Origin of the sequence: Klebsiella terrigena, assembly GCF_006539725.1 — a bacterium.
GTDB lineage: Bacteria > Pseudomonadota > Gammaproteobacteria > Enterobacterales > Enterobacteriaceae > Klebsiella > Klebsiella terrigena.
The window spans coordinates 520,885-535,737 of the sequence record NZ_BJNO01000001.1; the positions used below are offsets into that span (position 1 = coordinate 520,885).

14 protein-coding genes and 6 pseudogenes are annotated in these 14,853 nt (G+C 55.1%); 6 read left to right on the forward strand and 14 right to left on the reverse strand.

Annotated elements, in window-relative coordinates; all coding sequences use genetic code 11:
• Positions 1–215 precede the first annotated feature (215 nt).
• Positions 216–1,481: an MFS transporter gene (locus RTE01_RS02500; RefSeq protein ID WP_041145726.1), complete on the forward strand. Its 1,266-nt coding sequence runs from the start codon at positions 216–218 to the stop codon at positions 1,479–1,481.
• A gap of 28 nt (positions 1,482–1,509) precedes the next feature.
• On the opposite strand, the gene RTE01_RS02505 is transcribed toward RTE01_RS02500, so the two are convergent.
• Both RTE01_RS02505 and RTE01_RS02510 read right to left on the reverse strand, forming a co-directional pair.
• Positions 1,510–2,598, reverse strand: coding sequence for an AAA family ATPase (locus RTE01_RS02505; RefSeq protein ID WP_041145727.1), 1,089 nt, complete (start codon positions 2,596–2,598; stop codon positions 1,510–1,512).
• Positions 2,599–2,682: 84 nt separating this feature from the next.
• Positions 2,683–2,943: a hypothetical protein gene (locus RTE01_RS02510; protein ID WP_115193941.1), complete on the reverse strand. Its 261-nt coding sequence runs from the start codon at positions 2,941–2,943 to the stop codon at positions 2,683–2,685.
• Between the two features lie 291 nt (positions 2,944–3,234).
• Between RTE01_RS02510 and RTE01_RS02515 the strand changes: the two genes are divergently transcribed.
• Positions 3,235–4,089 (forward strand): class A beta-lactamase TER-1, encoded by an 855-nt coding sequence (locus RTE01_RS02515; protein ID WP_063865145.1) that lies wholly within the window; start codon positions 3,235–3,237, stop codon positions 4,087–4,089.
• Between the two features lie 79 nt (positions 4,090–4,168).
• Here RTE01_RS02515 and RTE01_RS02520 read toward each other — a convergent pair whose 3' ends face one another.
• Both RTE01_RS02520 and RTE01_RS02525 read right to left on the reverse strand, forming a co-directional pair.
• A complete protein-coding gene (locus tag RTE01_RS02520) occupies positions 4,169–4,543 on the reverse strand; it encodes a hypothetical protein (RefSeq protein WP_134526220.1) in 375 nt (124 codons plus the stop codon).
• 185 nt (positions 4,544–4,728) lie between these two features.
• Positions 4,729–5,043: a hypothetical protein gene (locus RTE01_RS02525; RefSeq protein ID WP_134526223.1), complete on the reverse strand. Its 315-nt coding sequence runs from the start codon at positions 5,041–5,043 to the stop codon at positions 4,729–4,731.
• A 174-nt stretch (positions 5,044–5,217) separates the two neighbouring features.
• Here RTE01_RS02525 and RTE01_RS02530 point away from each other — a divergent pair.
• Positions 5,218–5,473: pseudogene (locus RTE01_RS02530) on the forward strand (SOS response-associated peptidase); the annotation flags it as partial.
• On the opposite strand, the pseudogene RTE01_RS02535 reads toward RTE01_RS02530, so the two are convergent.
• From RTE01_RS02535 to RTE01_RS26685, 5 genes and pseudogenes are all read right to left on the reverse strand, one after another.
• A pseudogene (locus RTE01_RS02535) lies at positions 5,463–5,830 on the reverse strand (DUF4055 domain-containing protein). The pseudogenes RTE01_RS02530 and RTE01_RS02535 sit on opposite strands and share 11 nt — an antisense overlap.
• Positions 5,831–6,395: 565 nt before the next feature.
• Entirely contained in the window at positions 6,396–6,671 is a 276-nt protein-coding gene (locus tag RTE01_RS02540; RefSeq protein ID WP_134526226.1) for a DUF2829 domain-containing protein, read from the reverse strand.
• A 33-nt stretch (positions 6,672–6,704) separates the two neighbouring features.
• Positions 6,705–6,839, reverse strand: a pseudogene (gene lysC, locus RTE01_RS26680) (Rz1-like lysis system protein LysC); the annotation flags it as partial.
• A 25-nt stretch (positions 6,840–6,864) separates the two neighbouring features.
• On the reverse strand, positions 6,865–7,206 hold the full coding sequence (locus RTE01_RS02545) for a cell envelope integrity protein TolA (protein WP_134526229.1): 342 nt from the start codon (positions 7,204–7,206) through the stop codon (positions 6,865–6,867).
• A 144-nt stretch (positions 7,207–7,350) separates the two neighbouring features.
• A pseudogene (locus RTE01_RS26685) lies at positions 7,351–7,428 on the reverse strand (Acb2/Tad1 domain-containing protein); the annotation flags it as partial.
• A gap of 160 nt (positions 7,429–7,588) precedes the next feature.
• On the opposite strand from RTE01_RS26685, the gene RTE01_RS02550 reads away from it, so the two are divergent.
• Positions 7,589–7,771, forward strand: coding sequence for a hypothetical protein (locus RTE01_RS02550; RefSeq protein WP_134526232.1), 183 nt, complete (start codon positions 7,589–7,591; stop codon positions 7,769–7,771).
• 27 nt (positions 7,772–7,798) lie between these two features.
• Here RTE01_RS02550 and RTE01_RS02555 read toward each other — a convergent pair.
• The 3 genes and pseudogenes from RTE01_RS02555 to dcp form a co-directional block, all read right to left on the reverse strand.
• Positions 7,799–8,260 (reverse strand): annotated as a pseudogene (locus RTE01_RS02555) (lysis protein).
• Positions 8,257–8,400, reverse strand: a pseudogene (locus RTE01_RS02560) (lysozyme); the annotation flags it as partial. The pseudogenes RTE01_RS02555 and RTE01_RS02560, both read right to left, overlap by 4 nt.
• A 412-nt stretch (positions 8,401–8,812) precedes the next feature.
• Positions 8,813–10,858, reverse strand: coding sequence for a peptidyl-dipeptidase Dcp (dcp, locus tag RTE01_RS02565; protein ID WP_134526235.1), 2,046 nt, complete (start codon positions 10,856–10,858; stop codon positions 8,813–8,815).
• A 194-nt stretch (positions 10,859–11,052) separates the two neighbouring features.
• On the opposite strand from dcp, the gene ydfG reads away from it, so the two are divergent.
• Together ydfG and RTE01_RS02575 are read left to right on the forward strand one after the other, a co-directional pair.
• Positions 11,053–11,802 carry a bifunctional NADP-dependent 3-hydroxy acid dehydrogenase/3-hydroxypropionate dehydrogenase YdfG gene (gene ydfG, locus RTE01_RS02570; protein WP_041145733.1) on the forward strand — a complete coding sequence of 250 codons (750 nt, stop codon included), beginning with the start codon at positions 11,053–11,055 and terminating at the stop codon, positions 11,800–11,802.
• Positions 11,803–11,891: 89 nt separating this feature from the next.
• Entirely contained in the window at positions 11,892–12,578 is a 687-nt protein-coding gene (locus tag RTE01_RS02575; protein WP_041145734.1) for a GntR family transcriptional regulator, read from the forward strand.
• A gap of 53 nt (positions 12,579–12,631) precedes the next feature.
• Here RTE01_RS02575 and RTE01_RS02580 read toward each other — a convergent pair whose 3' ends face one another.
• Positions 12,632–13,063: a universal stress protein gene (locus tag RTE01_RS02580; protein ID WP_141334642.1), complete on the reverse strand. Its 432-nt coding sequence runs from the start codon at positions 13,061–13,063 to the stop codon at positions 12,632–12,634.
• A 292-nt stretch (positions 13,064–13,355) separates the two neighbouring features.
• Positions 13,356–14,819, reverse strand: a complete 1,464-nt coding sequence (locus tag RTE01_RS02585) for a mannitol dehydrogenase family protein (protein ID WP_134526238.1) — start codon at positions 14,817–14,819, stop codon at positions 13,356–13,358.
• Between the last annotated feature and the right edge of the window lie 34 nt (positions 14,820–14,853).

Below are 14,853 nucleotides of genomic sequence, written 5' to 3' on the forward strand. Positions count from 1 at the left end.
CGGGTGATTCAGCAAACGAATCGCCCGCCGGCCGCCTGGATCATAACGGTATAAACCCGGAATAATTCGCGTTGCAGGCGGGAAACCCGACGGCTTACTGACGTCAGCCCGGGGTGAGCGAGGAAAAGCAGCGCACATGCAACCTGAAGTATGAGCGGTATAAACGGGGCGTCACGCCCCCAACCCTACAGGCATAATAAAAATGGAACCTCTCTATGAAATTCTCTGAGCTCGCGCCGCGAGAACGGCATAACTTTATCTATTTCATGCTGTTCTTTTTCTTCTATTACTTCATTATGTCGGCCTATTTTCCCTTTTTCCCGGTGTGGCTGGCGGACGTTAACCATTTAACCAAAACGGAAACCGGGATCGTCTTCTCCTCAATTTCGCTGTTCGCCATTATCTGCCAACCGATATTTGGCCTGATCTCTGACAAGCTCGGGCTGCGCAAGCATCTGCTGTGGACGATCGTGGTGCTATTAATTCTGTTCGCCCCGTTCTTTATATTCGTCTTTTCACCGCTGCTGCAGATGAATATTATTCTGGGGGCGCTGGTGGGCGGCGTCTATCTGGGGATCGTCTTTTCCAGCGGTTCCGGGGCGGTCGAGGCCTATATTGAACGCGTCAGCCGCGCCAACCGTTTTGAATACGGCAAGGTGCGCGTAGCCGGCTGCGTCGGCTGGGCTATCTGCGCGTCGATTACCGGGATCCTGTTTGGTATCGACCCGAATATTACCTTCTGGATTGCCTCCGGCTTCGCGCTGGCGCTCGGGGTGCTGCTGTGGTTTTCTCGTCCGGAAAGCAGCAATAGCGCCCAGGTGATGGACGCGCTGGGCGCCAACCGCCAGGCCTTCTCGCTGCGCGTTGCCGCCGAGCTGCTGCGCATGCCGCGGTTCTGGGGATTTATTATCTACGTGGTCGGCGTCGCCAGCGTTTATGACGTTTTCGATCAGCAGTTTGCTAACTTCTTTAAAGGCTTCTTCTCCAGCCCGCAGCGCGGAACCGAAGTCTTTGGTTTTGTCACCACCGGCGGCGAGCTGCTGAATGCGCTGGTGATGTTCTGCGCTCCGGCGATTGTTAACCGCATCGGGGCGAAAAATGCGCTGCTGACCGCGGGGATAATTATGTCGGTACGCATTCTCGGCTCCTCATTCGCCACCAGCGCGGTTGAAGTGGTGATATTAAAAATGCTGCATATGTTTGAAGTTCCGTTCCTGCTGGTCGGCACCTTCAAATATATCTCTTCCGCCTTTAACCCGAAGCTCTCTGCCACCCTGTTCCTGATTGGCTTTAACTTATCGAAACAGCTCTCCGGCGTCGTGCTCTCGGCGTGGGTGGGACGCATGTACGACACGGTGGGCTTCCATCAGGCTTACCTGATCCTCGGATCGATTACGCTGTGCTTTACGCTTATTTCGCTGTTTACCCTCAAAGGCAGCAAAACGCTGCTGCCGGCTCCGGGATATAACAACGCCGTCTGAGGCATAACGCCCGCCGCACGGCGGGCTTTCAGCGCCTGATTCGGGTCTCACCGCCGCTGTTTTCCAGCTCATAAATTTGGCTTTCCGCCAGCGACGAGATGAGCTCCGTCAGCTCCGCCGAGTGGCTGGTCAGCCAGATTTGGCTATAGCGCGATGCTTCAACGATCAGCCGCGCCAGCGCCGGAAACATCTGCCGGTGCAGGCTGTTTTCCGGTTCGTTAATCGCCAAAAATGCCGGCGGCCTTGGGCTCAGCAGCGCCACCGCCAGGCACAGAAAGCGCAGGGTGCCGTCCGACATTTCCGCCGCCAGCAGCGGCCGGTAAATACCTTCGCGGCGCATCTTTATCGAAAAGCGCGAATTCTCATTTTCACAGAAGAAACGGCACTCCGGAAAGGCGCTCTCGAGGATTTCGTGCAGCAGCTCCACGGCGCCAATTTCGACAATGGTCTGAAACGCGGCGGCCAGGTTGTGTCCGTCGCTATCCAGTACCGGCGAGCGATAGCCCACCGCCGGATGGCGCAGCGCGGAGTGGCGGCCGATATTGAATTCGTGATAAAAGCGCCACTGGCGCATGGTCTCCCGGACGCGGGATATTTCCGGGAAGCGGTGCGGTTCGCCAAGCTGGCCGAAGATCGACTCGTTCTCGTAGATAGCTTCGGTAAAGGTGTTTTTCTCGCCGTTCACGTCAATCAGAAACGCCGCCTGATTTTTCCGCTGCAGCACTCTGGCCGAGGGACGGCGGGAGAAGCCGGCCAGCCAGATAGATTCCTCTTTCACAATCGGATCGAGCATAAACTGGGTGGGATACGGCAGCTTTTCCGGAAACCCAACCTGCAGCTCATAGTCGAACTGTTCCGTCAGGCAGGCGATCTGCAGCCGCTTCGGGTAGCGGGCCGTGGGCGCGCTCTTTCCGGACCACATGATGTTTTCGAGGCCGCCTTCATCGCTGATATAGCTGGAGAATTTACCGTCCGCGGAGGCGGTGAGCAGATGGATGGCCTTGTAGATATTGGACTTGCCGCAGCCGTTCGGCCCGAAGACGATATTCAGCGCCCCCAGATCCAGCTCGATATCCCTTACCGATCTGAAATTTTGTATGCGGAGATGGTGGATCATGGTGCTCCCTAAGATCGCGAAATCATTTGCTGTCGCCAGGAAAACGCCACCTGAGCGGACGGCGGTCTGCCGTCCGGCACAGGCTCAGCACAGCGATTTCTTCATACCCCGGGTCAGCGCAACTCTGGTTAGTTTATCGGTGTCGTCATGAGTATCGCTAAACACGCCAAAAAAGTAACGCTCATTATCGATTGTCTGCGACACGATCCGATAACTCAGCGGCTGCCCGGATTTCGCGCCATATTGCGCGGCGGTGACGGAAAGTTCCGTCGCGGTATCGGCGACGCTGACCAGCAGGCCATCCGCCTTCCCCCCCACCAGCATGACCTTAATTAGCAGGTCCACCATGTTCCTCCCGGATTGGGGTCAATGATTAACGTTCGATAGCCGACGGCTGGTAGCAATAGCGCTACCTTCAGTACATTCTTATAGTTCATACCGGCCCTAAATAAAAAAACTCTTTCTTATACTGAGCTAAGCATTGATTATTACGACTAAAAGCTGACGAATGATGAAGGAAAAAAGAGAAATTGTGAATCTTCACAACTCTTATTTCGCATTATTTTCAGGGGCGGGCGTCGCCGGGCTTTACCCATAGCGGCGTGAAGAAATAAAAACGAAGGAACAGTCACCGGAATGCGCCACTCTCTTTTTGCCCCGATCCTCCTGCTCGCCCTGTTCGCCCTGCCCGCCTGGGCGCATGAGGCGACGGTAAACCAGGTCAAAGCCGCTGAGCGCCAGCTCGAGGCCAGAGTAGGCTACGCGGAGCTGGATTTAGCCAGCGGACGGCTGCTGGCAAGCTATCGCCCCGACGAGCGTTTCCCGATGATGAGCACCTTTAAAGTGCCGCTCTGCGCGGCGGTACTGGCGCGCGTGGATGCCGGAGAGGAGAAGCTCGATCGCCGCGTCCGCTACCGTCAGCAGGATCTGGTTGAATACTCCCCGGTGACCGAAAAGCACCTCGCCGACGGCATGACGGTAGCCGAGCTGTGCGCTGCGGCAATCACCCTTAGCGATAACACCGCCGCTAATCTGCTGCTGGCGAGCGTCGGCGGCACGCAGGGGTTGACCGCCTTCCTGCGCCGCAGCGGAGACCAGACTTCGCGCCTCGACCGCTGGGAGACCGAGCTTAACGAGGCCCTGCCCGGCGACGCGCGTGATACCACCACGCCGCAGGCGATGGCCAAAACCTTGCACAATCTGCTCACCGGCAGCGTGCTTTCCGCCGCATCGCGACAGCAGCTGCGCAGCTGGATGGTTGACGATAAGGTTGCCGGCCCGCTGCTGCGCTCGACGCTGCCGCACGGCTGGTTTATCGCTGACAAAACCGGCGCGGGCAACCGCGGGTCGCGCGGTATTATCGCCGCCCTCGGCCCGGACGGGCAGCCCGCGCGTATCGTAATTATTTATTTAACCGGCACCGAGGCCTCAATGGATGAGCGGAACCGGCAGATTGCCGAGATTGGTGAGACGCTGGTTAAGCACTGGTAAGGCGCGCGCTGTCGTTCGCGGCGGCGGCAGAAAGGACGCCCGGCGCGCGATGGCCGGGCATTCGTTCGCCGGCAGTGCGTTATTGCTGATAAAAGTCGTAGATATTGCGGGCAACCGTTTTATCCGCAGTTGACAGGCTGAAGCCATTCTCTGTTTTCATCTGCGAACCAATTTTCGCTATGAGCAGCTCCTGCCGCTGGAAGGTGACAACCAGGTCCTTGTTGATATTATCCGCGATGACGTTGTTCAGCGCCTCAGAGCAGTTTACGCTGTGTTTGAGTTTAATGAACACCCCCGGCGAGAGTGCATCTCTTACGCGAATCTCTCCCAGGCAGCGCTTGTTAAGATAAAACGCGTCGTCACCGGCCCGGTACATCAGCCCGTTCTCCGCAGGCGTATCGTTACAGGCACTAATCAGCACGGCGGCGAGAATAACGGGTAGAACTCTGCGCATATTTCTCTTCATCATCGATCTCATGCAGGATGCTCTGTGCCCGGAAAGTAAAACGGGCGCGGCTTCTACCGCGTCTCAGAAGCAACGATTTATGTACCTGCTACAGAAACTTTGCTGGTAACAGCTCACTGCCACGAAAGCCTCACCTACAGTACTGCGCGGTAGTAGCCTGAATCACGCCCCTATTATTTATTCGGTCCATGAGGAGCCAGGGTGAACAGAAGGTGATAAATCTCGCCATCCGGGGCATTGAAATCAACTTCAAATGAGTTAGGCGGATTGAAAGGGTCAGGAACGTTTCTGGCGATGCAGGTCGATCGCCAAGTGATATGGCCATTCTTACCCCCACCCAGCGAGCGCGACTTCCACCAGTCGAACCATGACTGGTCTTGGGGTTGGTCGCTGCCCTTTTCTCTTACATACCAATGATTGCGTTTCGATCGCTGACCCATATCAACTGTCGGGTACATCGGGGACGGTAGTTTTTTCGCTATCAGCATCTGGAGGATCTGCCTGTAAAAGGGAGAGACATGCATTTTGGTCACCCTTAGGCTTGTAAATCAAGGGACAATATTTTACGCAGAAACTATGAAACAACTCCCCGCGAGAATAAGAAAATGGCATCTTTTGCTTCTGGCCTATAATTTGAGTTTGGCATCTGACAGTGGATGACAATGTGCAGGCGTTTTGCTCAATTGCAACCCGAGAAGAATATATCGCTTATTTGGCCGAAGAAGCCGATCGTGACATTGCCTATGCCCCCAAGCCAATCGGACGTTACAAGCTTGCTCTTTGCCCACACGAGCTGCTGCTGAGCGAGCGCGACGAACCCTTGCACCTCGATCTGGTTGTCTGGAATATGCTCCCGGATGGTGGGATAAGTCACCAGTGATTAACGCCCGGGTAACGATGGCGTCCTCTAGTGAACTCGCCATCGTATAGGGCGGGGAATTCTCCTACATGCGCCATCAGATTGGGTCGACGTGTTTTTGGCACGCAGCAGCTTTGCTTCGGCGTGACGTATCTGGTTTTCAAAGTCTTCCAGTGAAGTTTTCCCAGCTCCAATGGCTGAGCCGGTATGCTCGACATATTCCAGGCTTGCCGCTCGCGACCGTCGAAACGGGTCGTAGTAGAAGAACCGATCGTTAACATTTCATCTACAGCCAGACCGTAAGCGATGAGCAGCGGAACACCCGTGAAATGAAGTATGTTGCCTTGCCCGCTCTTGCTCAGCCAGTGCTTGATGTTCAACAATGCCAGATTCAGCGGCGGCGAAGGGCCAAGCATAACTCTGGTATGTTACCGATGCGATACATGCGACATTTGCTGTGGTGGTTGCAATCCATTCGAAACTTGTCAATACCAAGCCATTTATGGAGGTCATGACTGCAATCGGCATCCAGAAACTCTTGATAATTTCGTTTTTCCCGATACTGGTGGAGCTTAGCTTTGGCGGCTCATAGCCAACGATTTCGTCATGTGTATTGCCATCTATAGGATGTATCGTTCAGGGGCTGAATAGGGATCCGTATCGAGAACCATGCCGATGTAATGCCCGAATGATCTAACGATGGTCCCGGGCTCACATACCCATCAAATATGTCGTCAGAGTCCTGGAGCAAGGCTATCGAAGGGGAAACAGACATAAAGCATGTAGCAGCCCAGTTTAAATACCTGGAAGAGAAAGGTTATATCCAAACAAGAATTGATGATGAGGATGGGAAACTCATATTTAATATCGTACTACCGCTCACCAGTATCAACTCATACGGCATAGACTTTATTGATGCGGGGGGATTTTCTTAATTTCGTAGGCATTATCGAGCCATCTCACAAGGTGGCTCGATAATGCCTACGCCACTGGCTCAGCCAACCAATCATCAGCGAACAAATCGACCTGCGACGGAACCCAGCCAGGCTGCATAATGCCTTGTGCGTTCTTCAGGTCGAGATGTGGCGCGATAGTGAATTCACCAGTAATGCCAGCCTTTGCATAATCACTGCCGGGTCGAGGTTCGCTGACGGTGTATCCACCAGCCTTAATGACAAACTGACCTTTCCCGTTCCAGCCTTCGCGATAAATCTTCGCGCCAGATTTAACTGCCTCAAGAGCTTCGCCAAATTTCATATCTTCTCTCTGTTTAGATAGTAAAAAGCCCCGCTATTGCGAGGCCCGTTGTTTATCTGATTGCCTGATATCGGCTTTGTCCCGGTTGCACTGACCCAGAGCCGATAGCAGACTGACATTCAAATCGAGGCTTTGTCCCCACGTCAGATTGTCAGGGATTGCCGGTTGGGTGTTTCATCTGTCAGGATGACAGTTAGGGTTTAAAGTCAAAAAGAATTGTAGTTGGTAAGCCTTTTGGCTTTGTAGGGAGTTTACCTGAATCAACCGTATCATTTATTGCTTCAATAGCACGCTTACAAAGTTCGTCATCACCGGAAACAATCTCAATCTTTTGAATTTGCTCTCCCGGCGGTTGCGTGACCTTGAGCGTGCAACCCTCTCCCTTGTAATTTATCGAATCAAAAAAATTATGCTCTACAGCTTTTTTTACGTTCACTGCATACTCATATAAATTCTTGGGGATTATAGGTGCAGGTTTTGGTGCGCACCCCAAGAGCATCAAGCCAAGCAGAACAATAATACAAAATTTTTTCATTTTTCAGTCCTGTCCTTAGAATAAAAAAACAGTACCACGAATCTCGGCCTTTTTGCAGTGATGTGAAGAGCGTTATCAAAGCCCCTCTATGAAGAAAATGAGCATCGTCACCTCAGGCACTGCGTGCGTATATACTCCTGCTGCTTAACAATCAGCGTCAGGACGCGCCACGGCGCGGCAGGCCCACATACAGGCTTCTTGCATTTTGGTGCGGGCGATAGCCCTTTACGGTGCTGCCGTCCTGCGGTTTCGCCTCACTCATTTCGTCGTAGCCCTTTCGATTGGTTGCGGGCAGTTCGCCAGCACTGATTGTTGTGCGCCAATTTGCTTTTGCTGGCTTGTAGGTGGATATTGCTCGGATGAAACGCATGGAGATAACCAAATGAAACAGATACTTTTTGCATGGTTTGTTTTAACAAATACCTTCGCCTGCATCACCGCCAGCATTAACGTGAACAATTCACTAATGCTGGCTTCAACCGTACCGTGGGTCGTTGGGATTTCTCTCGCTGCAATCACTAATTACTTATTGGCTAAAAAACTAAAGAAAAGCGGGTTTCTGTAGCTCGCGCTTAAGATGTTGGTGTATTCACTATTTCAGGCACTGTGTGCGGATGTATTCCTGCAGGTAGCTCACTTGCCCTGTGATGGTGGAGATTCCGGCTCGGAGACTCCAATAATCCCGTTCAGCGGAGTCAGTAAGTCGGGGGCTGGAAGCATCGCCCACGCTGCCGGCGACGGTCGCTCCGTTCGCGGGACATTTTGCGCTGAGCTGCAACCTGCGCTTGCCAGAATCGACATCCCTACGCAAATCGCTAATGGTGTTTTGCGCATCGGCTAATTCCTTCGTGTATTTGGCATCCAGTGCAGCTACATCGCGCTGACGGGTCTGCATGTCGGTGATGGTGGCGTTTGCCAGGTTGAGCTGCTCAGTCGCTTTATCGCGCTGCTTTTTGAACTCGATGGCGTTGTCGTAGTAGTGATTGGCCAGCTACCCAAGACAAACGTTCAGGCAGATAACCACTGCCCAGATAATGGCGGTTAATCGACTCATTGTTCCAACCCCCAGCACGTCAACGCGCTTTCCTGGTCCCGCCGTTCGACCTGACCGTAACAGCCGTTCTTCTGGCCTTTTGTCAGTCGGCAGTCACGGCCACCATCTTTAATCCACCAGCGAATAGCCTCGCATGCACCATAGGCCACAACTCGACGATCTACGCAGGCGTTAACACCATAGTGAAAATTTACATAACCAAAGTCGTTGCTCATTTTGCGATCTCCGCAATCGGTTAAATTGAACCTAAAGCACATTTTCTCTGCAAAATAATATTTGCAGGCATCTTTGTGATAGTTCTCAGTTTTCCCTACAAACCACATCAATGTGGTTTCATGCAGCAGCTTTTTCCGGAGGCCATCTTTCGTAATCACAGTACCGGTATGGGCTTTAACAATGCTTATTTGGCAGTTTCTGCATTCTTCCGGTCGCTGAATTTGTAAAGGTCAAAATCGATTTTTGGGGAGAAGTTTTAGAAGGATTTGGGAGAAAAGAAAAACCGGCAAATAAGCCGGGCTCCACGCCCGGCTCTCTTTTGCCTGGCAAAATCGCCTACTCGTTTAGCCCGCGATTTTTTAGCATTGGCTCAATCTTAGGATCGTGCCCGCGCCACTGGCGATAAAGTTCAGCTAAATCCGTGCTATTGCCGCGCGACAGAATCGCGTCGCGGAAGCGCTGGCCGTTTTCACGGGTCAGGCCGCCCTGCTCAACAAACCACTGGTAGCCGTCGTCCGCCAGCATCTGCGTCCACAAATAGGCGTAATAGCCCGCGGCGTAGCCGCCGCCGAAAATATGCGAAAAATAGCTGCTGCGATAGCGCGGCGGTACGGCGGCGAGATCGCACTTCTCCGCGCGCAGGGCCGCCGCTTCAAAGGCGTCCACCTCCTGCGGGACCTTCGCCGACGCCAGGCTATGCCAGTGCATATCCAGCATCGCCGCCGCCAGCAGCTCGCTCATGTCGTAGCCTTTATTAAACTTCGCCGCCCGGTACATGCTCTCGCGCAGCGCGTCGGGCATCGCCTCTCCGGTTTGATAATGACGCGCATAGTGGGCAAATACCTGCGGCTCGCTGGCCCAGTGCTCAAAGATTTGCGACGGAAACTCGACAAAATCGCGCGGGGTATTGGTTCCCGACAGGCTGGCATAGCGCTGGCTGGCGAACAGCCCGTGCAGCGCGTGGCCGAATTCGTGGAATAAGGTGATGGTTTCATCCCACGACAGCAGCGCGCTGCGGCCCGAGCCGGGCTTTTGATAGTTGCAGACGTTGTAGATAACCGGCTGCTGCCGCAGCTCCGTGGACTGCTCAACGAACACGTCCATCCACGCGCCGCCGCTTTTTGAATCTCGCGCATAATAGTCGCCGTAAAATAGCGCCATACCGGCGCCGTTAGCGTCGAAAATTTCCCACACCCGCACGTCTGGATGATAGACAGGAATGTCGAAACGTTCGACGAAGCGCAGGCCAAACAGCTGCGATGCGGTCCAGAATACGCCGTCCAGCAGTACGCGATCGAGCGCAAAATAGGGTTTTAGCTGCGCCTCATCGATAGCGAACCTGGCGCGCCGCACCTGCTCCGCATAGTACGGCCAGTCCCAGGCGGCGGCGGTGAAATCCTCGCCTTCATCATCAATAACCTGTTGAATATCCGCCAGCTCCTGCTCCGCCCTTGCTCGCGCGGCCGGAGCAATTCGGCGCATAAACTCAAAGGCCTGGGCAGGCGCGCCCGCCATCTGATCGGCCATTGACCAGCTGGCGTAGTCAGCCGCGCCCAGCAGCTCCGCTTTCTGCGCCCGGATCGCCACCAGCTGCAGCAGCAGTTCGCGGGTATCGTTATCATCGCCCTTCTGATTGCGCGTCCAGCCTGCGGCAAACAGGTTTTCCCGGGTCTGACGACTGCGCAGTGACAGCAGCGCCGGCTGCTGCGTGGTGTTGAGCAGCGGCAGCAGCCAGCGGTCCTGGAGACCCTTTACAGCCGCCGCTTTTGCGGCCTCGGCGATCTCCTCCGCGCTCAGCCCGTCCAGCTGGTGCAGATAATCAAGCACCAGGCCACCGGATTTTGCCGCGCTCAGCAGCCGCTGCTGGAACTGGCTCTGCAGCGCCGCGGCCTGGGTATTTAGCGCCCGCAGCACCGATTTCTGCTCTTCCGCCAGCCGCGCGCCGGCCAGCAGAAACCGCTGCCAGGTGACCTCAAGCAGGCGCCGGGACTCCGCATCGATCTGCAGATGCTCACGATCCTCCCACACGCGCTGCACGCGTTCAAACAGCGCCGTGTTAAGCCAGATATCGTTGCCCGCCTGCGCAAGCTCGGCGGAAAACTGCTCATCAAGCTGCTGCAGAAGCGGATTGGTATGCGCCCCGGCCATCGCAAAAAAGACCCGGGTCACGCGCGACAGCAGCTGTCCGCTCAGCTCCAGCGCCACCACCGTATTGGCAAAATCCGCGGGCGCCGGATTATTCACTATCGCGGCAATCTCTTCGCGCTGGCGCCGCATGCCTTCATCGAAGGCCGGGCGGTAGTGTTCATCCTCGATCAGATCGAAACGCGGCGCCTGATAGGGCAGCAGGCTGACGCTTAAAAAGGGGTTATTTTCCGACATTATTATCTCCAGGCTGCGGGCATCAGGTTAGATTAGGCAACTCATTGATTGACCGCAATCAATTCTCGAAGTACCGCCTGGCTGTGCCTCATTTTTCATCGCCTGTAACCACACCAGGCGCGGTGATTTCCGTTACCGGTCCGCGTTAACGCATGCTATGGTATGACGACACAAAAGCGTTGAGGAACAGTAAGATGATTATCCTGGTTACCGGAGCAACAGCAGGTTTTGGTGAGAGTATGACCCGCCGCTTTGTCGAGAATGGGCATAAAGTGATCGCCACCGGACGTCGTGAAGAACGTCTGCAAACGCTGAAAGACGAGCTTGGCGACGGCATTTATACGGCCCAGCTCGACGTCCGTAATCGCGCGGCCATCGAAGAGATGATGGCCGGCCTGCCTGCGCAATGGCAGGCCATCGACGTGCTGGTCAATAACGCCGGTCTGGCGCTGGGGCTGGAGCCTGCGCACAGGGCCAGCGTTGAAGACTGGGAAGATATGATCGATACCAACAACAAGGGGCTGGTCTATATGACCCGCGCCGTGCTGCCGGGGATGGTTGAGCGCAACCGCGGCCATATTATCAATATCGGCTCAACCGCCGGCAACTGGCCCTATGCGGGCGGTAACGTCTACGGGGCGACCAAAGCCTTCGTGCGTCAGTTTAGCCTCAACCTGCGCACCGACCTGCACGGCACGGCGATTCGCGTCACCGACATCGAGCCAGGACTGGTGGGCGGCACCGAGTTTTCCAACGTCCGCTTTAAAGGCGACGACGCGAAAGCCGGCAAAGCCTACGAAAATACCCAGGCGCTGACGCCGGACGACGTGACGGAAGCCGTGTGGTGGGTCGCCAACCTGCCGAAACACGTCAATATTAATACTCTGGAAATGATGCCGGTTAGCCAAAGCTTCGCCGGCCTCAGCGTGCACCGTCAGGGCTAATCCCCTTGCCCGGCCTGCGGGCCGGGTATGGGCGCAAAGGCAAAAAACGCGTAAAATAGCGCACATAATCCATTAAAAAGTAACCATCAATGGCCGCAGAATCACAGCTCAATCCAACACAACCGGTAAATCAGCAGATTTATCGGATCCTCCGCCGGGATATCGTCCATTGTCTGATCCCACCCGGCACGCCGCTGTCTGAAAAGGAAGTCTCCGTGCGCTTTGACGTTTCCCGTCAGCCGGTGCGCGAGGCGTTTATTAAGCTGGCGGAAAATGGCCTGATCCAAATCCGTCCGCAGCGCGGCAGCTACGTCAATAAAATATCCCTGTCGCAGGTCCGCAACGGCTGCTTCGTGCGCCAGGCCATCGAGTGTGCGGTGGTGCGTCGGGCGGCGGGAATGGTCAACAGCGAGCAAATTTATCAGCTTGAGCAAAATCTTAATCAGCAGCGCACGGCGGTTGAACGCCAGCAGCTCAATGATTTCTTCCAGCTGGACGATGAGTTTCATCAGAAGCTGTCGCTTATTGCCGACTGCCAGCTTGCCTGGGACACCGTGGAGAATATTAAGGCGACGATTGACCGGGTACGCTATATGAGCCTCGATCACATCAGCTCGCCGGAAATGCTGCTGCGTCAGCATCACCAAATTTTCAAGGCGCTGGAAAATCGCGATGCCGACGCGGTAGACGCGGCGATGCATCTGCACCTGCACGAAATTAGCGAGTCGGTACTATTAATTCGCCAGGAAAACCGCGACTGGTTTAGCGAAGAGTAGTTGCGCTAGCGGCAGGTGCACTCTCCTGCCGCTAAAGATGCAGACCAGGGCCGTTATCGAACCACCAGCACCGGTATTTTAGCGTAGCGTAGAATAGACTCGGCGTTAGAGCCCAGCAGATGGGTGGAAATACCCGGTTTGCGCGAGCCGACAACAATCACGTCATACTCATCGCTGTTGCTGATAGCTAATATTTCATCGCGCACGTTGCCAAACACGACCCGGGTATGAAGACGCTCTGGCGGGATTGAAAACAGACGCGACAGGGTCTTCATTTTTTTCTCCGACTCCTCTTTCATAAAGGTTTCGAATTTATGAATATCGGCCGCAAAACCGCGAAGAATAGAGCGACTGCTGTTTGGCAGGACGTTTAATAACGTAATTTCGCCGTTTTCCGCTGAGGCTAAAAATTCAGCGTGACGTACCGCCTTATCGCTTAAATCCATTTCAAAAACATCTACAGGCAATAAAATTTTTTTGTACATAGCCCGCTCTCCTTTTTCCTGAGGAAGTGTATTCCAGAGGCTTCACTATGCCATAAACATTCTAAATGGAGAACAAACAATCGGCCTAATAAATACATAAGCCATTAAAACAAACACAGCTTATATTTATTTAACTGTGGATAGCTATAGTTATGTATATGCAATGGCCCGGATCATATTTATTGCAGAAAGAGTGAAGATCGGTGGAATGACGTACGGGTAAGACGCGCTGGCGAACGCTATTCGCCAAAGCCGCGTTAATGCCGCCGGAGCCGGCGGCATTGAAGCGAGATTACTGCGCCAGTGCCCAGGCCGCAACGGTCGCCTTCGCCCCCCGGCTCTGCAGCGAGAGATAGGCCTGAGTCACCGCATCGACAAAGCGCGGATCCTGCGCCAGGCTGGCGCCAAATATGGCCTCGATACCGAGCAGCGCGTTCACCCGCGCTTCGCCATCGGCGCTCGCGCGCACGGCCTGCTGAATCACCGGCAGCAGCGGGTCACAAATCTCAATCGCCTCGCCCCGGTCGTCGACACCGCCAACGTAGCGCATCCAGCCGGCTACGCCCAGCGCCAGCAGGCTAAAATCGCTGCGCTGCGCCAGATGCCAGCGTACCGAATCCAGCATTCTCTGCGGCAGCTTTTGGCTGCCGTCCATCGCAATCTGCCACGTCCGGTGCTGAAGCGCCGGATTGCTGTAGCGTTCGATCAGCAGCCCGGCGTAGCGAGCCAGATCGACGCCCTGCACTTTCAGCGTCGGCGCCTGTTCGTTGAGCATCAGGCTGCGGGCTGCGCGAAGATAGTTCTGGTCCTGCATACAGTCGTTAATGTGCTGATACCCGGCAAGGTAGCCGAGATAAGCGAGGAAGGAGTGGCTGCCGTTGAGCATACGCAGCTTCATCTCTTCAAACGGCACAACGTCGGCCACCAGCTCGGCGCCCGCCTTTTCCCATTCCGGGCGCCCGGCGACAAAATTATCCTCAATGACCCACTGACGGAACGGCTCGCAGGCGACGCCGGCCGGATCGCGCACGCCGGTCAGCTGTTCGATTTTATCCAGGGTCGCGGGGGTCACTGCCGGAACGATGCGATCGACCATCGTTGACGGGAAGGTCACGCTTTCGGCGATCCAGTCGGCAAGCTCGCTATCGATAGCCCGCGCCAGGGCGCAGACCACGTTACGTAATACGTGACCGTTTTCCGGCATATTGTCGCAGGACATCACGCTGAATGCCTGTAAACCGGCGGCTTTACGGCGCGCCAGCGCTTCCACGATAACGCCTGGCGCGGACTTCGGCTGATGCGGATTCTGTATATCGGCAACTATCAGCGGATGATCCAGCTGCAGCTCACCGCTGGCCGGTGAATGGCAGTAGCCCTTTTCCGTGATGGTCAGCGAAACAATAGCCACCTGCGGTTCACACATTTTTGCAAGTACGCTTTCCAGCCCCGCAACCTGCGCATGCATCGCCTGCTTAACGACGCCGACCACCCGCGCGGTCCAGGCTTCCGCCGACATTTCGGCGACGGTATACAGCAGGTCCTGCTGCTGCAGATCGGCAATTTGCTGCTCGCCGCCAATCAGGTTTACCTCGGTATACCCCCAGTCGCTGCCGTGTTCCGCGGCCAGAATATCGGCATAGACCGCCTGGTGCGCGCGGTGAAAGGCGCCGAAACCGAGGTGAACGATACGGGAAATAAGGGTGCTGCGATCGTAAGAAGGAAGCGTTGCTCTGGCTGTTAAAAGCGTGTTTTGCATCTTTAGACTCGCTGTATAGAAACGGTATGAGTGT

Coding starts and splice junctions, on each gene's coding strand:
- RTE01_RS02585 (WP_134526238.1), bottom strand. CDS start 14,819: ATGCAAAACACGCTTTTAACAGCCAGAGCAACGCTTCCTTCTTACGAT.
- RTE01_RS02515 (WP_063865145.1), top strand. CDS start 3,235: ATGCGCCACTCTCTTTTTGCCCCGATCCTCCTGCTCGCCCTGTTCGCC.
- RTE01_RS02520 (WP_134526220.1), bottom strand. CDS start 4,543: ATGCGCAGAGTTCTACCCGTTATTCTCGCCGCCGTGCTGATTAGTGCC.
- RTE01_RS02505 (WP_041145727.1), bottom strand. CDS start 2,598: ATGATCCACCATCTCCGCATACAAAATTTCAGATCGGTAAGGGATATC.
- RTE01_RS02550 (WP_134526232.1), top strand. CDS start 7,589: ATGAAACAGATACTTTTTGCATGGTTTGTTTTAACAAATACCTTCGCC.
- dcp (WP_134526235.1), bottom strand. CDS start 10,858: ATGTCGGAAAATAACCCCTTTTTAAGCGTCAGCCTGCTGCCCTATCAG.
- RTE01_RS02500 (WP_041145726.1), top strand. CDS start 216: ATGAAATTCTCTGAGCTCGCGCCGCGAGAACGGCATAACTTTATCTAT.
- RTE01_RS02525 (WP_134526223.1), bottom strand. CDS start 5,043: ATGCTGATAGCGAAAAAACTACCGTCCCCGATGTACCCGACAGTTGAT.
- ydfG (WP_041145733.1), top strand. CDS start 11,053: ATGATTATCCTGGTTACCGGAGCAACAGCAGGTTTTGGTGAGAGTATG.
- RTE01_RS02580 (WP_141334642.1), bottom strand. CDS start 13,063: ATGTACAAAAAAATTTTATTGCCTGTAGATGTTTTTGAAATGGATTTA.
- RTE01_RS02545 (WP_134526229.1), bottom strand. CDS start 7,206: ATGAAAAAATTTTGTATTATTGTTCTGCTTGGCTTGATGCTCTTGGGG.
- RTE01_RS02575 (WP_041145734.1), top strand. CDS start 11,892: ATGGCCGCAGAATCACAGCTCAATCCAACACAACCGGTAAATCAGCAG.
- RTE01_RS02540 (WP_134526226.1), bottom strand. CDS start 6,671: ATGAAATTTGGCGAAGCTCTTGAGGCAGTTAAATCTGGCGCGAAGATT.